The 20,795-nt window shown below is 36.4% G+C and carries 21 protein-coding genes, 16 tRNA genes and 2 rRNA genes; 34 read left to right on the top strand and 5 right to left on the bottom strand.

What is annotated here, in order from left to right:
* The 19 genes from GA0061074_RS03840 to GA0061074_RS03750 form a co-directional block, all read left to right on the top strand.
* Positions 1-307: ribosomal RNA gene (locus GA0061074_RS03840) — 23S ribosomal RNA — on the top strand; the annotation flags it as partial.
* A gap of 100 nt (positions 308-407) precedes the next feature.
* Positions 408-524 (top strand): 5S ribosomal RNA (gene rrf, locus GA0061074_RS03835).
* Positions 525-530: 6 nt separating this feature from the next.
* A tRNA-Val gene (locus GA0061074_RS03830) sits at positions 531-603 on the top strand.
* 2 nt (positions 604-605) lie between these two features.
* Positions 606-678, top strand: a tRNA-Lys gene (locus tag GA0061074_RS03825).
* 50 nt (positions 679-728) lie between these two features.
* A tRNA-Thr gene (locus GA0061074_RS03820) sits at positions 729-801 on the top strand.
* A gap of 4 nt (positions 802-805) precedes the next feature.
* Positions 806-878, top strand: a tRNA-Gly gene (locus GA0061074_RS03815).
* A gap of 2 nt (positions 879-880) precedes the next feature.
* Positions 881-964 (top strand) — tRNA-Leu (locus tag GA0061074_RS03810).
* Between the two features lie 8 nt (positions 965-972).
* Positions 973-1,046, top strand: a tRNA-Arg gene (locus tag GA0061074_RS03805).
* A 44-nt stretch (positions 1,047-1,090) separates the two neighbouring features.
* Positions 1,091-1,164, top strand: a tRNA-Pro gene (locus GA0061074_RS03800).
* A 26-nt stretch (positions 1,165-1,190) separates the two neighbouring features.
* Positions 1,191-1,264: transfer RNA gene (locus GA0061074_RS03795), tRNA-Met, on the top strand.
* Between the two features lie 16 nt (positions 1,265-1,280).
* Positions 1,281-1,354: transfer RNA gene (locus GA0061074_RS03790), tRNA-Ile, on the top strand.
* A 20-nt stretch (positions 1,355-1,374) separates the two neighbouring features.
* Positions 1,375-1,464 (top strand) — tRNA-Ser (locus GA0061074_RS03785).
* A gap of 43 nt (positions 1,465-1,507) precedes the next feature.
* Positions 1,508-1,581, top strand: a tRNA-Met gene (locus GA0061074_RS03780).
* Positions 1,582-1,607: 26 nt separating this feature from the next.
* Positions 1,608-1,681 (top strand) — tRNA-Asp (locus tag GA0061074_RS03775).
* An 8-nt stretch (positions 1,682-1,689) separates the two neighbouring features.
* Positions 1,690-1,762: transfer RNA gene (locus tag GA0061074_RS03770), tRNA-Phe, on the top strand.
* A gap of 22 nt (positions 1,763-1,784) precedes the next feature.
* A tRNA-Gly gene (locus GA0061074_RS03765) sits at positions 1,785-1,856 on the top strand.
* Positions 1,857-1,866: 10 nt separating this feature from the next.
* Positions 1,867-1,940, top strand: a tRNA-Ile gene (locus GA0061074_RS03760).
* Positions 1,941-1,965: 25 nt separating this feature from the next.
* Positions 1,966-2,053: transfer RNA gene (locus GA0061074_RS03755), tRNA-Ser, on the top strand.
* A gap of 511 nt (positions 2,054-2,564) precedes the next feature.
* A complete protein-coding gene (locus GA0061074_RS03750; protein ID WP_092462022.1) occupies positions 2,565-3,410 on the top strand; it encodes a helix-turn-helix domain-containing protein in 846 nt (281 codons plus the stop codon).
* Positions 3,411-3,478: 68 nt separating this feature from the next.
* Here the strand turns inward: GA0061074_RS03750 and GA0061074_RS03745 are convergent, their stop codons facing one another.
* The gene (locus GA0061074_RS03745) at positions 3,479-4,411 is read right to left on the bottom strand and encodes an NAD(P)-dependent oxidoreductase (protein ID WP_174855283.1); all 933 of its coding nucleotides are present in this window, start codon (positions 4,409-4,411) and stop codon (positions 3,479-3,481) included.
* Between the two features lie 249 nt (positions 4,412-4,660).
* Here GA0061074_RS03745 and GA0061074_RS03740 point away from each other — a divergent pair, with 249 nt between their 5' ends.
* The 6 genes from GA0061074_RS03740 (at position 4,661) to GA0061074_RS03715 (ending at position 12,554) form a co-directional block, all read left to right on the top strand.
* Positions 4,661-6,133, top strand: coding sequence for a cytochrome ubiquinol oxidase subunit I (locus GA0061074_RS03740; protein WP_092462020.1), 1,473 nt, complete (start codon positions 4,661-4,663; stop codon positions 6,131-6,133).
* A 3-nt stretch (positions 6,134-6,136) separates the two neighbouring features.
* Positions 6,137-7,150 carry a cytochrome d ubiquinol oxidase subunit II gene (gene cydB, locus GA0061074_RS03735; protein WP_092462018.1) on the top strand — a complete coding sequence of 338 codons (1,014 nt, stop codon included), beginning with the start codon at positions 6,137-6,139 and terminating at the stop codon, positions 7,148-7,150.
* Positions 7,151-7,270: 120 nt separating this feature from the next.
* On the top strand, positions 7,271-8,998 hold the full coding sequence (cydD, locus tag GA0061074_RS03730; RefSeq protein ID WP_092462016.1) for a thiol reductant ABC exporter subunit CydD: 1,728 nt from the start codon (positions 7,271-7,273) through the stop codon (positions 8,996-8,998).
* The gene (gene cydC / locus GA0061074_RS03725; protein ID WP_092462014.1) at positions 8,998-10,755 is read left to right on the top strand and encodes a thiol reductant ABC exporter subunit CydC; all 1,758 of its coding nucleotides are present in this window, start codon (positions 8,998-9,000) and stop codon (positions 10,753-10,755) included. The genes cydD and cydC overlap by 1 nt, the downstream gene beginning before the upstream one ends.
* Positions 10,756-10,842: 87 nt before the next feature.
* Entirely contained in the window at positions 10,843-11,406 is a 564-nt protein-coding gene (locus tag GA0061074_RS03720; protein ID WP_240005856.1) for a glycoside hydrolase family 73 protein, read from the top strand.
* Between the two features lie 26 nt (positions 11,407-11,432).
* The gene (locus tag GA0061074_RS03715; protein ID WP_092462012.1) at positions 11,433-12,554 is read left to right on the top strand and encodes an ATP-grasp domain-containing protein; all 1,122 of its coding nucleotides are present in this window, start codon (positions 11,433-11,435) and stop codon (positions 12,552-12,554) included.
* 71 nt (positions 12,555-12,625) lie between these two features.
* Here the strand turns inward: GA0061074_RS03715 and GA0061074_RS03710 are convergent, their stop codons facing one another.
* Positions 12,626-12,748 carry a DUF4044 domain-containing protein gene (locus tag GA0061074_RS03710; protein ID WP_092462010.1) on the bottom strand — a complete coding sequence of 41 codons (123 nt, stop codon included), beginning with the start codon at positions 12,746-12,748 and terminating at the stop codon, positions 12,626-12,628.
* 116 nt (positions 12,749-12,864) lie between these two features.
* Here GA0061074_RS03710 and GA0061074_RS03705 point away from each other — a divergent pair, with 116 nt between their 5' ends.
* From GA0061074_RS03705 to GA0061074_RS03675, 7 genes are all read left to right on the top strand, one after another.
* Positions 12,865-13,239 (top strand): DUF3397 family protein, encoded by a 375-nt coding sequence (locus GA0061074_RS03705; RefSeq protein WP_092462008.1) that lies wholly within the window; start codon positions 12,865-12,867, stop codon positions 13,237-13,239.
* 15 nt (positions 13,240-13,254) lie between these two features.
* The gene (locus GA0061074_RS03700) at positions 13,255-13,464 is read left to right on the top strand and encodes a cold-shock protein (RefSeq protein WP_092462006.1); all 210 of its coding nucleotides are present in this window, start codon (positions 13,255-13,257) and stop codon (positions 13,462-13,464) included.
* Positions 13,465-13,481: 17 nt separating this feature from the next.
* Complete coding sequence (locus GA0061074_RS03695; RefSeq protein WP_092462004.1) at positions 13,482-14,045, top strand: NUDIX hydrolase; 564 nt, start codon at positions 13,482-13,484, stop codon at positions 14,043-14,045.
* A gap of 12 nt (positions 14,046-14,057) precedes the next feature.
* The gene (locus GA0061074_RS03690; RefSeq protein ID WP_092462002.1) at positions 14,058-14,336 is read left to right on the top strand and encodes a hypothetical protein; all 279 of its coding nucleotides are present in this window, start codon (positions 14,058-14,060) and stop codon (positions 14,334-14,336) included.
* Positions 14,337-14,358: 22 nt separating this feature from the next.
* Positions 14,359-15,054, top strand: a complete 696-nt coding sequence (locus GA0061074_RS03685) for a 5'-methylthioadenosine/adenosylhomocysteine nucleosidase (RefSeq protein ID WP_092462000.1) — start codon at positions 14,359-14,361, stop codon at positions 15,052-15,054.
* Between the two features lie 29 nt (positions 15,055-15,083).
* Complete coding sequence (locus GA0061074_RS03680; RefSeq protein WP_092461998.1) at positions 15,084-15,425, top strand: cysteine desulfurase; 342 nt, start codon at positions 15,084-15,086, stop codon at positions 15,423-15,425.
* A gap of 451 nt (positions 15,426-15,876) precedes the next feature.
* On the top strand, positions 15,877-16,551 hold the full coding sequence (locus GA0061074_RS03675; protein WP_092461996.1) for a LysM peptidoglycan-binding domain-containing protein: 675 nt from the start codon (positions 15,877-15,879) through the stop codon (positions 16,549-16,551).
* Between the two features lie 94 nt (positions 16,552-16,645).
* Here the strand turns inward: GA0061074_RS03675 and GA0061074_RS03670 are convergent, their stop codons facing one another.
* The 3 genes from GA0061074_RS03670 to GA0061074_RS03660 are packed head-to-tail and all read right to left on the bottom strand — an operon-like array spanning position 16,646 to position 18,035.
* Positions 16,646-16,900, bottom strand: coding sequence for a hypothetical protein (locus GA0061074_RS03670; RefSeq protein ID WP_092461994.1), 255 nt, complete (start codon positions 16,898-16,900; stop codon positions 16,646-16,648).
* Between the two features lie 17 nt (positions 16,901-16,917).
* The gene (locus tag GA0061074_RS03665) at positions 16,918-17,571 is read right to left on the bottom strand and encodes a hypothetical protein (RefSeq protein WP_092461992.1); all 654 of its coding nucleotides are present in this window, start codon (positions 17,569-17,571) and stop codon (positions 16,918-16,920) included.
* A gap of 11 nt (positions 17,572-17,582) precedes the next feature.
* Positions 17,583-18,035: a class Ib ribonucleoside-diphosphate reductase assembly flavoprotein NrdI gene (locus tag GA0061074_RS03660; RefSeq protein WP_092461989.1), complete on the bottom strand. Its 453-nt coding sequence runs from the start codon at positions 18,033-18,035 to the stop codon at positions 17,583-17,585.
* Positions 18,036-18,297: 262 nt separating this feature from the next.
* On the opposite strand from GA0061074_RS03660, the gene nrdH reads away from it, so the two are divergent.
* Together nrdH and nrdE are read left to right on the top strand one after the other, a co-directional pair.
* The gene (nrdH, locus tag GA0061074_RS03655) at positions 18,298-18,534 is read left to right on the top strand and encodes a glutaredoxin-like protein NrdH (protein ID WP_042493263.1); all 237 of its coding nucleotides are present in this window, start codon (positions 18,298-18,300) and stop codon (positions 18,532-18,534) included.
* A gap of 84 nt (positions 18,535-18,618) precedes the next feature.
* Positions 18,619-20,790, top strand: a complete 2,172-nt coding sequence (gene nrdE, locus GA0061074_RS03650) for a class 1b ribonucleoside-diphosphate reductase subunit alpha (RefSeq protein WP_092461987.1) — start codon at positions 18,619-18,621, stop codon at positions 20,788-20,790.
* Positions 20,791-20,795: the final 5 nt, after the last annotated feature.

The raw sequence follows: 20,795 nt of genomic DNA, 5'->3' as shown, positions 1-20,795 counted from the left end.
TCGTGAGACAGTTCGGTCCCTATCCGTCGCGGGCGTAGGAAATTTGAGAGGAGCTGCCCTTAGTACGAGAGGACCGGGGTGGACGTACCACTGGTGTATCAGTTGTTCCGCCAGGAGCATCGCTGAGTAGCTATGTACGGATGAGATAAACGCTGAAAGCATCTAAGTGTGAAACTCGCCTCGAGATGAGATTTCCCATTCAGTAATGAAGTAAGACCCCTTATAGATGATAAGGTAGATAGGCTAGAAGTGGCAGTACGGTGACGTATGGAGCGGACTAGTACTAATGGTTCGAGGACTTAACCAAGTAGCAAGTGGTGTAAGGCAATAAAAAAGTTTAAAAAGGTATTGACATTATGATTCAGTTTTGAGATAATTAATCTCGTGGTTGCTTTTAGTAACTATCGTGTCGTGATGATGGCACTGAGGTCACACCTGTTCCCATACCGAACACAGCAGTTAAGCTCAGTAGCGCCGAAAGTAGTTGGAGGATCGCCTCCTGCGAGGATAGGACATCGCGATGCATCAATGGACGTTTAGCTCAGCTGGGAGAGCACCTGCCTTACAAGCAGGGGGTCACAGGTTCGATCCCTGTAACGTCCATTGGGTCGTTAGCTCAGTTGGCAGAGCAGTGGACTTTTAATCCATGGGTCCTGGGTTCGAGCCCCAGACGACCCACTTTAATAATATGTATTCTATTTCGTCAAACTGGTAACATATATTTTGTTGCCGACTTAGCTCAGTTGGTAGAGCATCGCTCTTGTAAAGCGGAGGTCGAAGGTTCGAACCCTTTAGTCGGCATCATGCGAATATAGTTCAGCTGGTAGAACGCCACCTTGCCATGGTGGAGGTCGCGGGTCCGAATCCCGTTGTTCGCTTTGCCGGCTTGGCGGAATAGGCAGACGCACAGGACTTAAAATCCTGCGATGGAGACATCGTACCGGTTCGATCCCGGTAGCCGGCATATTATTTGCACCTATAGCGCAACTGGATAGAGTGTCTGACTACGAATCAGAAGGTTGAAGGTTCGAATCCTTCTAGGTGCATTGCAAACTTCGGTTTGCTGTTTATTAGTGCTAGTTAGCATGTTCGGGACGTAGCTCAGTTTGGTAGAGCACCTGGTTTGGGACCAGGGGGTCGCAGGTTCGAATCCTGTCGTCCCGATTATATGGCATGCAATTGCCATAGTTCGCGGTGTAGCTCAGCTGGCTAGAGCGTCCGGTTCATACCCGGGAGGTCGAGGGTTCGATTCCCCCCGCCGCGATTGGCTCAAATAACTTGGACCTTTAGCTCAGTTGGTTAGAGCAGACGGCTCATAACCGTCCGGTCGTTGGTTCGAGTCCAACAAGGTCCATTTAGGCCTTAGGTATTTATGGAGAATTACCCAAGTCTGGCTGAAGGGAACGGTCTTGAAAACCGTCAGGTCGGGAAACCGGCGCGTGGGTTCGAATCCCACATTCTCCTTTATCATTTATGTGAATGATATTTATTATTTATTATTTATTATAGCGGGTTGGAGCAGTCTGGTAGCTCGTCGGGCCCATAACCCGAAGGTCGTAGGTTCAAATCCTACACCCGCAATTAAATCGAATATTTATTTGATTTTTGGTCGCATGGTCTAGTTGGTTATGACGTTCGCCTGTCACGCGAAAGATCACGGGTTCGAATCCCGTTGTGACCGTTTATATTGGCGCGGTAGCTCAGTTGGTAGAGCATACGATTGAAGCTCGTAGTGTCGACGGTTCGATTCCGCCCCGCGCCATAACATTATAAATTAATGTTATGCGGATGTAGTACAATGGCTAGTGCTCCAGCCTTCCAAGCTGGGAATGCGGGTTCGATTCCCGTCGTCCGCTTTTGTTGTATGGGACTGTAGCTCAGCTGGTTAGAGCGCACCCCTGATAAGGGTGAGGTCGGAGGTTCGAGTCCTCTCAGTCCCATTTGTTAGAATGTTTATTTTGACATGGGGACATACTCAAGAGGCTGAAGAGGCGCCCCTGCTAAGGGTGTAGGTCGGGAAACCGGCGCGAGGGTTCGAATCCCTCTGTCTCCGTAATTAATTTGAAACGTGTGAATAGCTTTCCTTCGGGGAGGCTATTTTTTGTTATAAAGACACTAATAATACAACATAGAAGACATAGTGAATCTGGCACTATGTCTTTTTAAATTGTGCTGATAATAAATGTGTGAAACATGTGAGTTCAGTACAGTGTAATATGTATGATGATATTGTATGGGATCGCTATTGACTATTATTAAGTGTAACTAATTTGTTGGACACTTGTATAAAATTTAGCGACTTATTTTTTTATATAAAAAAAGTGCGATTTTCATTGGAGTCATAAATAAAAATGTAAAAATTAATTATTTAATGATTTATTTGCTATAAAGTATACGAAAAAAACAGATGTAACCAGGGATATAGCGTCGTTTTCTTTTATGAAAAATATCATAAAACATGTATTTAAACTATAATAGACCATAAAAGTTAATATAAAAACACTTGTTTATTATTGAATTAACATTTATGCTTATAAATATATTTTTGCCTTGGAGAACAAGAAATGAAATTATTAAAAGGTAGTTTAAAACGTCGTCGCGAACAATTAGGAATTTCACAAGCAGATGTTGCTGAAGGAATTTGTCATCAATCGTTATTATCCAGGATTGAACGAACCGATGAAATTTCTAATATCACTGTTTTACAGCAGCTATGTGCTCGTTTACAATTACGTGTATCAAATGTTGCTAAAATTAATGAGTTAACTATTACACCACTAACGGTAATTCGTTACTTTATAGATACAGATCAATGTGATCAAGCTGCTAATCGTCTAGAAAATTCGTCATTGTTACGTCGTTTACCGGCATTTGCTTTACCTGAATACAATTTGTTAAGAGCTAAAATTGCACTGTCACAAAATCAACCGACTGTTGCAATGCAGTTATTACAGATTGCCTTGGGAGATGCTGAAAAACATCAAATGGAGTTAATGATAGAAATATACACTGAGATGGGAGCAACTTGGACAAAACAAGGAGAATATGTTTATGCATCGGAATGTTATGAACGAGCCTGTGGATTGATTAAAGGTTATCGACCAGCTTTACAAGCAGAAATGGGTAATGTTATAGCGCATACTTATTACCATCAGAGTGCGCTATATTTAACGATTGGAGACCCTAAAAAAGCTAATGAACGAATCATACAAGCTTTAGAAATATTGCCAGCAAAAGATCAATTTCATCAAATTGTGAAATTACAAAAATTACGAGTGAAGTGTTGTGAAAAGTTGTCGCTATTAGAAGAAAAGCAGCAAGCACAAATGTTAATTTACGCAGCAGCAGAATTTTCAAAAGATGTTAATCTGAAAGATGATGTTAAAGCATATTTAAATAAAATTGAATAGTAAAATACCTCTCATTGTGTGTAATCATCAATGAGAGGTATTTTAGTTATAACGAAATTTATAAGGTATTAATATCCGGTTTTATAATTGACCACATTTACAGTTAAAGGCTCACCTGCAATAAAGCTAGGTAAATTCTTCATGAAAATAGTAAAGAGTTTTTCTGAATCACCGGCCCAAGTGGAATGTTGTGTTAACAATAAATTATTAGTTTGCCATAGTTTTGAATCATCAGGAATTGGTTCAACTTTGGTGACGTCAAGGGCGGCATGTTTGATGCTACCATCATTTAGTTTTTCAATTAAGTCGCTCTCATTAACCGTAGCACCACGACCAATGTTGATGAACAAAAATAATTTATTAAATAAATCTAGAGTATTTTGGTTGAAGAAGTTATTTGTTTGATCTGTACTAGGTAAAGTATCAACGACAATGGCAATATCATCTGGTAAATGGCTTAAATCATTGATTGCATATACTTTATCAAAATTGTTTACTGGATGACCAGAAGTATTAACACCGTATACTGGTGTATCAAAGGCCTGCAAATACTTTGCAATTTGTTGACCAATTTGACCAGTACCAAATATAACAACAGGCAATGATTGAAGAACAAATTGATTTATGAAAGGGTCCCAACTAGTTTGACTATGATATTTATTTAGCCCACGTGCAAAATAAAAAATATAGCTAAGCACACTTTGTGCGATAGGAACAGCACGTTGGCCACTTGCGTTTGTTAATATAATGTTTTGTTCCTTTAAAACGTCAAGAGGCATGTAGTCAACACCAGCAGAGTAGGCTTGAATCCATTTTAATTGATGATTAGGCGTTGCTAGGATATTATTAATAGTATCAGCATCCCAACCGAAACTAATATCAATGTTGTGATAATTTTCGGTTGTTAATTTATCTGGTGTGATAACCGTCACATCATAAGTTTTTAGAGTTTTAATGTCGTCATCTGTTAAAGGTGATATTGCTAGTAAGTTCATCGTCATGATACGTCCTCCAAAAAGTACATTTTACTTAATTCTAAGCAAAATAACGGAAAAGGTCTATGAAATAAAATCAATTTTATGACTAAAATGATAAAAATATTCTTAAGATGAAATGATTATAAAAAAATTCACAATTTAAGTATAATTTAGTAATTTAATGTAGTAAAAAATGACTAAAATAAGGTACAATAAAGATATATGAGCACTTATTGCGCTTAAAATTAAGTTATCAATTAGGAGGTTAGTTGTATGAACTTGGTAGCAGGTCTATCCATTTTGAACCTTGCACGCTTTCAGTTCGCAATGACAACGATTTTTCATTTTTTCTTCGTACCGTTGTCAATTGGTTTAGGTATTATTGTTGCGATAATGGAAACCTTGTATGTTATAAAAAAGGATGATCAGTATAAACGTATGACCAAATTCTGGGGTAAAATCTTTATGCTCAGTTTTGCGGTTGGAGTTGTAACGGGAATCATTCAAGAGTTCCAATTTGGTATGAATTGGTCTAGATATTCACGTTATGTGGGGGATATCTTCGGGCCAGCTTTGGCTGTTGAAGCGTTAGTAGCGTTCTTTTTGGAATCAACATTTTTGGGATTATGGTCATTTGGATGGGATCGCTTTAATAAGAAACTCCATCTAGTATTTATTTGGTTAACAACTTTGGGTTCTGCTTTTTCAGCACTATGGATCTTAGCTGCTAACTCATTTATGCAAAATCCAGTTGGATTTAAGGTTGATCACAAGTTCGACCGTGCTGTGTTGGTTGATTTCCCAGCTTTGCTACAGAACCACCAACTATGGTTGGAATTCCCACACGTCATCTTTGCAACGTTTATGGCCGGTTCTTTTGCTGTAATTGGTGTTTCAGCTTGGTCATTGTTGCGTCGTCCGAACCACGAATTAGACTTTTTTAAGAAGTCAGTTAAGGTAGGAGCGATTGTTGCTTTGGTTGGAACAGTTGGATTGCTATACACTGGTGATCGTCATTCATTATACTTACAAGACGATCAACCAATGAAGTTCGCTGCAACTGAAGCGCTTGATAAGAATGTCGGTGGTGATGATAAACAAGCACCATGGTCAGTTATCGCCGTTAGTGATCCACAAACCCATGAGGTTAAGTGGTCATTAGACGTTCCTTATATGTTATCAATTTTGGCACACCATTCATTAGTGGGTGGTAGTCAAGGTTGGCATGAATTAAATAAAGAATTACATGAAAAGTATGATGTTAAGTTTGGTCACGATATGAATTATTATTTGCCAAATAATACACTTTACTATAGTTTCCGTATCATGGCGGTTTCTGCAGGAGCATTTGGATTCCTTGCATTAGTTGCTTTATGGGCAGTACGTAAAAAGTCAAAAATTGATATTTCAAAGTACAAGTGGGTTCTTTGGATATTTGGATTATCAACATTCCTACCTTATGTTGCGATTACATCTGGTTGGTTGATTACTGAGCTTGGTCGTGCACCATGGGTTGTGTATGGTGTTCTTACAATGGCCGATGCAGTGTCACCAAATGTTTCAGTAACATCATTGTTAACTTCAAACATTTTGTACTTTGTAACGTTCTTAGTTTTGGGATTGATTATGATTATGCTTGCACGTCGTGTTATGATTGCGGGTCCTGAATCAGTTGATGAGGTTGTATCAGATGAAAATGTTGATCCATTTTCACCTGAAGCCTTCGCTAACGGAAAGGAGGCCTAAACAATGACAGGATTTCAAATGCTATGGTTTGTTTTGATTGCTGTTTTGTTTGCCGGGTTCTTCTTCTTAGAAGGATTTGACTTTGGAATTGGTATGTCATTGAGAACTTTGGCTAAAAGCGAGGCTGAAGAAGATGCTTTGATTAGATCGATTGGACCTCACTGGGATGGTAATGAAGTTTGGTTGATTACAGCTGGAGGTGCAATGTTTGCCGCGATGCCTTTCTGGTATGCTTCATTGTTCTCAGGGTTCTATCTAATCTTATTTGCTATTTTGATTTGCTTGATTTATCGTGGTGTTTCGTTTGAATTCCGCGAACAAATGAGAACAAATAAATTTAGAAATCTATGGACAACTATTTCAGCTGTGACATCAATGTTGGTGCCATTCTTGTTCGGTTTGTTATTTACCGATGTTGTTCAAGGAATGCCTCTAGATGCGCATGGTGATATGTCAGCTAATTTCTTGGATTATTTTAATATTTTCTCAGTAATTGGTGGTGTTGCATTATCATTGCTTTCATATGTGCACGGTTTGAATTATGCACGTTTAAAGATTACGAGCGGTTCATTACATGAGCGTATTCAAAAGCAATTGAAGGTATTGTATCCAGTACTTTTGGTTGGTGAAGTTGCTTTTGCAGTTACATTGTTTGTTTATACTGATTTCTTTACTAAGAAACCAGTACTTACACTTGTTTTGTTAGCAGCAATTGTTGTACTAACGTTATTAGCATGGTCTGTCACTTTGAAGCAGAAAAATACGCTTGCATTTATTATGCTAGGGCTTGTTATTATTGTGTTGGTTGCGTTGTTGTTTACAGGATTGTTCCCACGCGTTATCGTTGGTAACGAAGCTGGTATGTCAATTCTTTTGAAGAATGCAACATCAACACCTTATACTTTGAAGTGGATGACTATCATTTCGTTTACGGCTTTGCCAATTGTATTAGCTTACCAAATTTGGAGCTTCTATGTTTTCCGTGATCGTATTCGTGTTGAGAAGATGTCTTATTAATTAAAGTATTAGCGTTTTAGTTGATACACTCAAAAAGGTTGGAACAGTAGCTGTCCCAACCTTTTTATACATATCTGATTTATTTTTAAAACGAAAGGAATTATATAAGGTAGTTATTTTATGTTAGATCCTAGATTATTTAAATTTCCTGGAGCAAAAAAGGCTTTAGGATTGTTATGTATACTAACGTTTATTCAAGCAATTACGATTGTCGGTCAAGGACGGGCATTGAGTATTGCGTTAACTAAGGTATGGGAGCACAAACAGTTACAGTCAGTTGCTATTATTATTTTAGTATTTATTAGCGCTTATGTTGTAAGACAACTTTTGGGTGTGCTTAAAGATTATGTTTTGGCACCTTTTGCTGACAAGACGACGGGGATGCTGCAAAGTGAGTTAACAAAACAGTATGCTCATTTAGGTCCAAGTAAAATTAGTGAATTAGGAACTGGAAAGTCAGTTACGCTAGCCGTTGAAGGTATTGATCAAGTACATGATTATTTTACGTTAGTGTTAGTGAAATTATTTGATATGATGGTAATTCCTTGGATTATTTTGGCCTATGTTTTTACAATTAATTGGAAACAAGCCGTATTCTTATTTTTTATCTATCCAGTTATTGTGTTATTTATGATTATCTTGGGATACGCTGCGCAAGCTAAGGCTGATCGTGAGTATGATACATTCAATCGTCTTTCAAATCATTTCGTTGATTCATTACGTGGATTAACAACGTTAAAGCAAGTAGGGTTATCAAAAAAGTATGCTGATAATATTTATGACGTTTCTGAAGATCATCGTAAGGCAACAATCAGTACATTAAAAATTGCGATATTATCAACTTTTGCTTTAGACTTTTTTACAACTTTATCTATTGCTATTGTTGCTTTATTCCTAGGTCTTGGTTTATTGAACGGGACAATGTCATTATTACCAGCTTTAACAATTTTGGTATTGGCACCTGAGTACTTTGAACCAATTAGAAATTTTGCGAATGATTATCATGCAACATTAAATGGTAAAAATTCGTTTGTAGATATTATGGATGTTCTTGATACTAAAACAGCTACAGATACTGATGTTTATCATAAGCAACAACAACGTTGGGAAGCTGATGATACGTTAGAAGTTGCTAATTTAAATTATCAGTATCCAAATGCTGACAGTATGACATTAAAAGATATTAATTTATCACTAAAAGGACATCAACGTGTGGCAATCGTTGGAACTTCTGGTTCAGGAAAATCTACTTTGTTGAACTTGTTAGGCGGTTTCTTAGTGGGTGAGGGTAACATTACAATTAATAATCAATCTCTACCACATTTACAACAAAAAGACTGGCAATCACAGTTACAGGTTTTGCCACAACAGCCTTATATTTTCCACGATACGTTACGAAACAACTTGGCCTTTTATGCCCATAATAAAATTGATGAAGATTTAGTTAATGCTATTCATGCAGTAGGGTTAGATGAGTGGTATTCATCATTAGATCAAGGATTAGACACTATTATTGGTGAAGGGGCTGTTCAAGCATCCGGTGGGCAAACTCAGCGTATTGGGTTAGCACGTATTTTGTTAGACCAAAATCGTCGTGTACTGTTGCTAGATGAACCAACGGCTCATTTAGATATTGAGACAGAAATTAAATTAAAAGAAACGATGTTGCCATTATTTGATGGTCGGTTAGTCATTTTTGCAACACATCGTTTGCACTGGTTAGAACAGATGGATCTTATTTTGGTAATGCGTGATGGTGAGATTGTTGAGCAAGGTTCATTAGCAGAGTTAAATGATAAGCAAGGATACTTTGTTGCTTTGCAGTCAGCAATGCGAGGTAGTAAATAATGAATAAGTTAATAACGTTAATAAAAAAAGATACGTGGGTTTTTCCATATTTAAAGTCATATAAAAAACTATTAGCTTTAATTTTATTTTTAGGCTTTATGACAATTTTCTGTGGGGCAGCTTTAATGTTTACCTCTGGTTTTTTAATTTCAAGATCAGCACAAATGCCTGAAAATATTTTAATGGTTTATGTACCAATTGTATTAACACGTGCTTTTGGAATTGGGCGACCTTCGTTTCGTTATGCAGAGCGATTAGTATCACATAATTGGGTTTTGCGTATTGTATCAAAGTTCCGTAAAAGACTTTATCAATTGGTCGAAGTCGGAACTAAGTCTGTGTATGCTAAATCACAAACAGGTGAGGTATTAGGTGTTTTAGATAATGATTTATTTAAAATTGAGAATTTCTATTTACGAACGTTATTTCCCACAGTGATTGGGCTAGTTGTTTACGTATTAATTACGATTGGAATCGGTGTGTTTGATTGGGGATTTGCCTTAGCCGTATTTTTGATGTTAGGAATGATCACAGTTTTAACGCCGATTATCACGATTGCAGTTAATGGTGCCCGTGATTTTAAGCAACAACAACTTGAAGGGCAGCTTTACACTGATTTAACTGATTCTGTAATGGGACTACAAGATTGGATCTTGTCAGGTCGTACAAGAGAGTTATTTGAACGCCAACAAAAAGATTTTAATGCCATTAATAAGATTAAAGCTAAGCAAGCACATTTTAATTGGTGGCGTGATATGTTTGGTGCTGTGGTAATTGGGGCAACAGCAATTATTTTATTGGTTTTTGCCACTAATCGTTTTGGTGGTGATAGCTTTGGTGTCAACTGGATAGCTGCTTTTGTGTTAGCGATTTTCCCTGTACAGGATGCTTTAACATCAATTAGTACTGGAATTGGAGAATGGCCTCGTTACCAAGACTCAATTCAACGGTTAAATCAAATGGATACAAAAGCAAAAGTTGAGTTACAAGAGAAAGTACCGCAAGAAGTTGTAGAAATCACACAACCAGAAATTAAGTTTAATAAAGTTAATTTTGGGTATAATGATAATATGGTGTTGGAGAATTTAAATTTGACCATTAAAAATGGTGAAAAATTAGCCATTTTAGGTCAATCCGGCGCTGGTAAAACAACTTTTCTAAAACTGTTATTGGGTGATGAACAACCTAATAATGGGACAGTTACGATTAATAATTATGATGTGAAAACATTACAACAAGAGCGTTCAAAAATTATTTCAGTATTAGACCAACAACCATATTTATTTGCTAGTTCAGTTGCTAATAATTTACGTTTAGGTAATCTACAAGCAACTGATGAAGAATTATGGCAGGTTTTACGACAGGTATCTTTAGGTGACCTTGTGGGCAGTTTACCAGAAGGCTTAGAGACGCCAATGACTGAAATGGGAAATCGTTTCTCAGGTGGTGAAAAGCAACGATTCGCATTGGCACGTGTCTTATTACAAGATACACCAATCGTTATTTTGGACGAACCAACAGTTGCGTTGGATCCAATTACTGAGTTAAATGTTTTAAATACGATTTTTGAGGTGTTAAGTGACCGCACAATTATTTGGGTAACGCACCACTTAACAGGGATTGAATTGGTTGATGAATTAATCTTTATTGAGGATAAAAAGATTTCAATGCAAGGGACACCACAACAATTAATGGTGACTGAACCAAGATTTAAAAAGTTGTTAGAATTGGATCATGGACATTTAACTGAGAAATAAGAGGGTGATTTTCTGGCTAAAAGGAAGAAAAAGCAAAGTATACAAAAGTTCTTCGTTACAAAGGGTAAGCTAAATCGGGGACGCCTTTTGATATTTGTCATCATTATTCTAGCTTTTGGTATTTGGCAAACGGATATTCATTGGCAGAAAAGTAAACCGACTGAAGAGGTACCAACAGTGGAAATGACACACAAAGCGTTTATAAAAAAAATAGCTCCTGAAGCACAACAACTTGAACAGGAATATGGTATATTATCTTCTATTAGTATTGCGCAAGCTGCATTAGAGTCAAATTGGGGAGATTCTGAGTTATCTAAAAAATATAATAATTTTTTTGGTGTTAAGGCGGTGTCAGGTCAACCAAGCGTATCGTTGGCTACTAAAGAATATGAAAACAATCAATGGGTGACTGTTGATGCATCATTTCGGGTTTATGATAGTTGGCAAACATCAATGCTAGACCATGCGAAATTATTAGTAAATGGGACAACTGATAATCCGCAGCGATATGCAACAGTTGTTCAAGCAACCGATTATAAAACTGCTGCTAAAGGTTTAGTATCAGGTGGTTATGCAACTGATCCGGCATATACAGAAAAAATAATTCAAATGATTGAAACATATCATTTAGATAAGTATGATAATAAGTAAATTTGGATTGAAAAGGGTGAGATAAAATGAGTTATGAAGTTTTACCAGGAACAACAATTGGTATCATTGGGGATGGTATTACAAGCCGGTATTTAGCACAAGCTGCTCATAATACAGGTTATCAAGTCGCTGGTTATAGTAATTATGAAGATTCAGTTCTTTTAAAAGAGGCTGATTATCGTTTTTTGGGTAAAGAAGATAATGATGATGAAATCGAAAGCTTTGTGGCTTTATCAGATATTATTACTTATACTTCGGCGTGGTTACCCGTGCAAATCACTAGTCAATTGAGTAACCAAGTAGTCCCACAAGGAACTAATATTTTAGATATTACTGATGATCATGCTTTAGCTAAAGCTTTTTATGAAAGTGAATCGTTAAATATTTTACCTTACGAAACAGGAAGCTCATTAGATGAGATTGCACAAGCTGGAACAAAATTAGGTTACCCATTAATTGTAAAACCAGTCTTTAAGCATAAAAACATTGATGATCAAGTCATTTTACGTGGCGAGTGGGATTTAGGATTGGTTGCACCCATGATTGATGGCAGTACCTTGTTAATTGAACCTTGGTTAGATAACACGCAGTCATTTGTGATGACAGCTGTACGTGGTGCTAATAATGAAATTGCTTTATATCCATTACGACAAGTGAAGGCAATGTCATCTAATTTGACTAGTGCATGGACTGTTGGAAATATTGCCGATGCCGTTGTTGATGAAATAACTAAAGTTACTGAAAAACTAGGAGCAGCATTAAATTATGTAGGTGCTTATGATGTGACATTTTTGTTATCAGAACATGGTACTTTGTATTTACGTAATGTTATTCCAGGGCTATCTAAGACAACGGTTCTATATGACGCTTCTGTTAATATAAGTGTTGCTAATCAGCATTTGCGTGCGATTACAGGGCAAAAATTAACTGATGTTGTATTTGATCAGTCGGCGGTCTATTTACCAATTACAGAAAAAGAAGAGCCATTGTTATATCGTCATTGGCAAATTCAATCACATTGGCAAATCGCAACTTATCATTATGGTAATTTATTACCACAAACAGGTCATGTTTTAGCTTCTGGTACAAGTTCTGAACAATTATTAAATCAATTGCAGGTTGCTGGTATTTGGCAGTTTAATAATTAATAGAAAAAGAGACATTCGTATTGGGAGATTTTTAATTCTCCGGACACGAATGTCTCTTTTTAGTAGTTGTTTTAGAAAGAAACCTGCAATAATGTAATAAAAACACTAGCAAATGATAGAATTAACATAAATATAACAAATGTTTGGATGATTTTTTGCATTGTTGACTTTTTCTTTTTATTTTTCTTTTGCATGTTGATACCTCGAATATATTTCGTTTAGTCCATTGTATCAAAAAAATAAGATAACGTACCACAGAGTGAATAATTAAAGGTATAATAAATAGATTAATACATTTGAGGAGGCAGTAATGCTGACATTATTTAATTGGCCAGTAACGGTTTTCATTGCATTAATTACATTAGTAATTATTTGGATTATAAAACAAGTCTTTCTGAAAAGTTCTTGGCCAAAAAATTTAAAGACGACGGATATAGCTGTTTTTATTGCATGGTGGAGCATTGCTACCACAACATTTGAAGTTTGGCATATAACATTATTAGTACCGATGTTTTTGATGTTTGTTATATGGGGAATTGCTTTGGCACTTTATCAAGGATTTATACGTGAAGATTTTTCAACACGTCGTTTTTGGTTGATTTGGTGGCGTATTAGCACATTAACTAGTTATATTATTTTAATTGGTATTGCAATTTATGCTTATATTGTGACAAGTGGTAGATAATAAAGGAGTGAGCAAATGGAAAAAATTAGTGGGATTGTAAAGACATGGCAATCAGATAAAGGTTTTGGCTTTATTGAGTTAAAGGGCGAGGATGACGTCTTTGTTCATTTTTCAGCTATTCAAACACCACGTGTACGTGATTTAGTAGTTGGTCAAGAAGTTAAGCTGGTTGTTGTTCAAGGCGTAAGAGGTCCGCAAGCGGCTGCAGTTGAAGTTGTAGAGTAAATATTGGAGGAGATAGAATGATTAATATATCAGAGGATACCGAAAAATTTGCAGAAAAAGTTTTAGATGAAACGACGAAGTATGATGGTCATATCATTCGGGCAACTGAACAGACAGTTCAGTTGCCTGATGGGCGACAAACAAAGCGTGATATTGTGTATCATGCGGATGCAATCGCAATTCTGGCTTTAACAAAAGATAATAAGATGATTTTGGAAAAGCAGTGGCGAGCACCTGTACAGCAATTAACGTTGGAAATTCCTGCTGGTAAGATAGATAACCGGGATCAAAATCCACTTGATGCAGTTAATCGTGAATTGAATGAAGAAACACGGTTATCAGCGAATAAGATTGAAGAAATTACGGGATTTTACTCATCAATTGGTTTTTCGAACGAATATATGACTTTATATTTAGCAAGTGATTTAGAACCAGTTACTATGGAGCTGCCACAAGATGATGATGAGCAAATTGATCTGATTTATGTTGATTATGAGCAGGCAACAGAGTTATTTAACAGCGGTCAATTGAAGGATGCTAAAACAAATATGGCATATCTATATTGGCGTACGTTACAATAATAGGTAGATGTTATGTTATTTAAAAAAAGATTACGTAATAATAAGAATGAGTCAGTTAATAATGATACCCCAAATTTTGATGATGTGAATGACAATCAAAGTCAAGGTACAACGTTATTAACACGTGAAGAACATCGATTAACACGACATGGTCGTTATGAGTTGGATCCACAGACACGCAAGTTAACAAGCGATGGTAAAACGACGCGTCTAAAGCATCGTTTAAATATAGCGATTGTTGTTTTGATTGGGTTAATTGTATTAACTTATATCATCTTATTTTTTTTGTAGTAGATTAAGGAGAGATAAATAAATGCGATATGGTGTAATAAATGCAATGGCAGAGGAAAAGGCAGCGCTAGTTGAGGCAATGTCTGATGAAAAGCAATCAACTATTGCAGGAAAGCTATTCCATCATGGTAAAATTGGTAAGGTTGATGTTGTTGTTGTAGAATCTGGTATTGGTAAGGTTGCCTCGGCATTAACGACAACATTGTTAATTACTAATTTTGCAGTTGATGCTGTTATTAATTCTGGATCAGCTGGTGCGGTCGGTGCTGATTTACGTATTGGGGATGTTGTGATTGCTGATGAATTAGCTTATGCTGACGCGGATGCTCGCGCATTTGGCTATGAGTATGGTCAAGTACCGCAACAACCAGCACGCTTTAAAGCAGATGTTGATTTAGCGGAAGGACTATCAAAAGCGTATGCAACTGTAACAGACGCTCGCTTAGTTAACGGCCTAATTGTAACAAGTGATTCATTTATTGCCAGTGATGAACAAAAGCAGAATATTTTGGCACACTTTAAAGATGCACAATCTGCTGAAATGGAAGGTGCTTCAATCGCTCAAGCAGCTCACTACTTTGATGTACCATTTGCTGTGGTTCGTGCAATTTCTGACAACGCCAATGGTGAAGCAGGCATGACGTTCGATGAATTTATTATTGAAGCTGGTAAGCAGTCAGCACAAGTACTAATTAACTTCTTCAAGGCGCAAGCTTAAAAATTAGACCAGAGTATAAGGAGAATAACATGGCATTTGAAACTACCGTTAAGGTAACAGGTGATAATGTTGTTTATCAGTTTAATCCACAGTTAAAGCAATATGCTTTAGGTGATACTGGCTTTGTTAAAAATAATGCTGGTTCATATGTAATGAAACGATCATTAGAGCCAGAAAAAGGCTTGGATAACGCTATTAAGTTAAAAGTTGTAGTCGATAAGGCGTTAACAGGTATTAAAATTAAGACGGTTAATCCTAGTGGTAATGCGACAGTTAATATTTTTAAGCATAAGCAACACGAAGAGTTAGAAAAAATGTATCGCTTTTACTTAAATGAATTAGTTGAGCGTGAAATTATAACTATAAAATAGATTAAAAGCAGATTGGTGGTTACACCAATTTGCTTTTTTTATGCCCAAAAAGTAAATAAAAAAGATTTTAGTTAACTTTAACAATGTTACATTTTCGTAATTAATAAAAGGTTTTAAAGCTTGAATACGACTTTATTAACTTTCATTGCAAATAATTAAATTAATATTTTTCTTATTTAACTGGTTAAGTATTATTTTGAAAAGTTATTATAGCAGGCTTTTAGGCGATTCTGACCTTTGATATTACAGTAAAATTTCTCACAAATTCTTGTTTGTGATACAGGTGTAACGCTCTGTCGCACCATTGTAACGAATATAGTTGTGAGATTGTTAAACTAATATCTGTTGTTAAAAGCATGAGTTCCCAACGCAGTGAGTAAAATCCGTGTTGAAGTGGACTAAGAAAAGCGTCAATGCCTATATAGGTAAACATCAAGGAGAGATATTTATAATGAATAAGAAAGTATTAACTGCATTAGCTGTCGCTGGTATTGCAACTGCTGCAATGGCCACAGATGTATCAGCCGATACATACACTATTAAGTCAGGAGACACTTTGTCATCAATCGCTACTAACCACAACACAACTGTTGATCGTATTCTTAGCGTTAACAAGATTTCAGATGCTAACTTGATTTTTGCTGGTGAGCAAGTTGAGTTAGATGATCAAGCTGTTGCTGCACCTGCACAACAAGTAGCACCTGTTCAACAACAAGCAGCTGTTGCTCCTGTACAACAAGTAGCACCTGTTCAACAACAAGTTTCAGCATCTGCACAACAAGCAGCTCCTGTACAACAAACTGCAACACAAACGCAAGCTGCATCAACTAGTTCAAATACTTCAACTAGTTCAAATGCCTCAACTGCATCTGCATCAGGTTCAACTTATGACCAATTTATTGCTGCTGGTGGTACTTCAGCATTGTGGCAATCAGTAGTTATGCCTGAATCAGGTGGAAATGTTAATGCATCAAACGGTCAATACCATGGTTTAGGTCAAACTAACCAATCATGGGGACATGGATCAGTAGCTACACAAACTGCCGGTATGCTAAACTATGCTAACGAACGTTATGGATCAATTGATAACGCTATTTCATTCCGTGCAGCTAACGGTTGGTGGTAAAAAAATCTCACCTTGTGAGTTAAATTAATAAAAAGCTGTATCTAGTCAGTCGTTGACAAATATGTTTGTACGACGCTGGATACAGCTTTTTTATTTATAATTTATGGTAATTAGTTTCAGTTGGAAATGAATTTATTGTCGGGTTAATAGGCCATAGCCAGTAATTATCATTGGCTAGTAACTGTGTTTGCTTGGTGTGTAAAGCCATCATATCAGTCACCGTTGTATGCGTATCTTTGGATGAAACAGGTGTTTGTAAGTCATAAACTTGCGAAACTAAGGCTCGTTGGTCATCGACGAGTAATGCGTAGGTTGTCGTCTCAGAGGGGGCAGTGTATAACGTAGTCATATTGTTCTCCTTGTTGGTTAAATATCACGAAAAATTTCTTGCCAAGCATTTTTACTAAGCTTGGCTCTTTTTTTGTGTGTACGAGGCTTTTTAACGTAAGTAGCTTTTTTGTATTTACGGACAATGTCGTCTTGAATATCGCGATCAGGGGGTAAATTATTGCTGATGAAGTCAGCTGTGTGAGCGGGAGCATCAGGAAATAAATCTTGATGGCTTAAAAACCAACGTTGCATGTCTGTATTTAGACCAGCATGGCGACGAACACGTTGTAACAACTCATCTAATCCAAAATTTAAATGATGAATCTCAGCTTGTAATTGACGAGCAACTTGCTCAGGAATGCCAATATGGTCAGCAAAGTGGGTAATGCCTAGTTTGATTTCATCACCTAAATCATTAACGAGAATATATTGATGTTTTAGGCGACGGCCACAATCGCAATATAATTGTGGTCCAAGTTGTGTGTCATAATTCAAATTTTCTCGATAATCAGTTAAAGACCAGTGGCGCCCGTGGCCCACTAATTCGTAATTCATAAATAGGGAAGTCTGTTGATAACGAATATGACGTCGAATAGCAAGTTGTTGCTCAGACGAAAGTTGTGCCCAAGTTTCTTGCCGCCGCTGTTTTGTTAAAGAGACTTTTTTTGATTTTGGATATTTTGAAACCATAATTCAGTCCTTTATTGATGATTGTATTCATTAAAGCGTTGCTTAATTTGGTCATAAATACGAGCAACATCTTGTTTGTTACCTCGTAATTCATAATTACCAATGAGCGGTGCGTTAAATGTTACGGCGTATCGGCGAGCAGTTAAGATATATTGTGCATTAAAATTTTTATTACCACTACCAATAATGCCAATTAGGTTTTGAGTATTTTCTGGTATTTCTAATTGTTCGCCTAAAGCATCGGTCATTATTTCAATAATACCGTTACCGATACCATTGCCTCCGTCTAAATAGGTTGGAACGAGAACAAAGAAAGGACTATCCATAATAACATCTGGTGTTGCATCGGATATTTCAATTGGTTCAAAAGAAATATCACCTTTCTCTTGGGCAAAAGTCGTTAATTTTTTAACAAACGAACGTGTGTTTCCTGAGATAGAGATGTATAAGAGTTTAATTGGCATCGTAAGATCCTCCATTAATTATTGACAACAATACTAAGTCTAGAAAAAAATAACGAATTTGGCAATTAGGTAACTAACAGAATGTTATTATTTAATCATTTTGTAATAATCGCTTTAAAGGCTTTCGCACTGCGAAAAAGCCTGTGTCAAGCCTTTTTTTAGTTAATTTAATCTCTTGCAAATAGGTAGCATAGTAGTTTATACTCAACTTCATATTAACAAAGCGTTAGGTTAAATAAATATAGAAAGTTTAGGTGGAAATATGCAAAATGTTACGGTATATACGAAAAATAATTGTATCCAATGCTTGATGACAAAGAAGACGTTAACACAATATGGCATCAGTTATTCAGAAAAAAATGTCGAAAATGATGCAGAAGCTTTGGCATTTTTGAAGGATAAGGGTTATCAGTCAGTTCCTGTTGTCTTTTCAGGAGATATGGAACCGGTTCATGGGTTCAGACCAGATTTGCTTGCAAAGTTAAACCAAGCAATGTAATTAAATAAAAGTAGTGATACCTATATGTCGGTGCAACCAAATAGTGGTTCCGCTTTACAATAGGTACATCCGTGGGGGAAGTATATGTCATTAGCAACACTTGATTTGGATAAGGTAACTTATTTTGATTTGAATAATCAATTAAACATTCCAAAAAATAACAGTATTCAATTACAGAAGGACCAAGAAGCATTACAGGCATTTATAAAAGAAAATGTTGAACCAAATACATTGCACTTTGATACTATTCAAGAGCGCTTTGATTACCTTATTAAGAATGATTATGTTGATCAGAAGATGATTAACAAATACTCAATGTCATTTATTGAATCTCTATATGCTTACTTAAAAACACAAGATTTTCATTTTAAGTCATTTATGGCAGCATATAAGTTTTATGCACAGTATGCCTTGAAAACTAATAACGGTGATTATTATATTGAGAATTATAATGATCGTGTTGTTATGAACGTGCTATTTTATGCTAATGGTAGCGAAGAATTGGCAATGAATTTAGCAGATGAAATGATTCATCAACGTTATCAACCAGCGACGCCTTCATTTTTAAACGCAGGTCGTTCAAGACGTGGTGAATTAGTATCATGCTTTATTTTACAAGCAACTGATGATATGAATTCAATTGGACGTGTGGTTAATTCTGCATTACAACTATCAAAAATTGGTGGTGGTGTTGGGATTGTTTTGTCCAACTTGAGAGAAGCTGGTGCACCAATTAAAGGGATTGCAAATGCTGCTTCTGGTGTTGTGCCAGTTATGAAGTTATTAGAGGACTCATTTTCGTATTCTAATCAAATGGGTCAGCGAAATGGTGCCGGTGTTACGTATTTATCTGTATTCCATCCAGATATTATGAATTTCTTGGCAACCAAAAAAGAGAATGCCGATGAAAAAATTCGCGTGAAAACATTGTCACTAGGATTAACCGTGCCGGATAAGTTCTATGATTTGGTTAAATCAAATGCGGATATGTACTTATTCTCACCTTATGATGTAGAAAAGGTTTATGGTAAACCATTTAATTATATTGATATTACTGCTGAGTATGATGCAATGGTTTCTAATGCTGATATTCATAAGAAAAAAATTCGTGCACGTGATTTAGAGACTGAAATTTCTAAGTTACAGCAGGAGTCAGGCTATCCTTACATTATTAACATTGATACAGTTAACAAAGCTAATCCAATTTCTGGTAAGGTAATTTCATCAAACTTATGTTCTGAAATATTACAGGTGCAAAAACCTTCACGTATTAATAATGAGCAAACTTTTGATGAACTTGGAACTGATGTTTCATGTAATTTAGGGTCTACTAACATTGTTAATATGATGGCAACGAAAGATTTTGGTAAGTCTGTTGATGCAATGATTCGAGCTTTGACGTTTGTATCGGATCAAACCGACTTAGATATCGTGCCATCAGTACGATTGGGAAATGAACAAACTCATGCAATTGGTTTGGGGGCAATGGGCTTACATGCATTCTTTGCTAAAAATCATATGTATTATGGCGATGAAGAGGCAATCGATTTTACTAATGCTTATTTCTTGATGCTAAACTACTATAGCTTAGTTGCATCAAACAACCTAGCTAAAGAACGCCAGACGAGTTTTTATGAGTTTGAAAAATCAGATTATGCTAATGGTTCTTATTTTGATAAATATATTAATCAAGATTGGTCACCTAAGACGGATAAGGTTAAAGAAATCTTTTCAGTCCATCATTTTCCAACTCAAGCGGATTGGGTAGAACTAGCAGAGTCAGTCAAGCAATATGGTTTGTATAATGCTTATCGTATGGCTATTGCACCAACTGGTTCAATTTCATACGTTAATGACGCGACAGCTTCATTACATCCTATTATTAACCGTATTGAGGAACGCCAAGAAAAGAAAATTGGTAAGATTTATTATCCTGCACCATACTTGGACACAGATACGTTACCATATTATGAATCAGCTTATAACATGGATATGCGACGTGTTATTGATGTGTACGCAGCGGCGCAACAGCATATTGATCAGGGGATGGCATTAACGTTATTTATGCGCTCAACAATGCCAGATGATTTGTATGATTGGAAAGAAAACCATACAAATAAAATGACAACTCGTGATTTAAATATTCTGCGTTTGTATGCTCATAATCGGGGTATTAAGTCTATTTATTATATTCGTACTTATACTGATGATATGGAAGAATTCGGTGTTAATGAATGCGAGAGTTGTTCAATTTAGAACAC

Origin of the sequence: Weissella bombi (genome assembly GCF_900094835.1) — a bacterium.
GTDB lineage: Bacteria > Bacillota > Bacilli > Lactobacillales > Lactobacillaceae > Weissella > Weissella bombi.
This window is presented reverse-complemented; position numbering and strand designations above follow the sequence as displayed.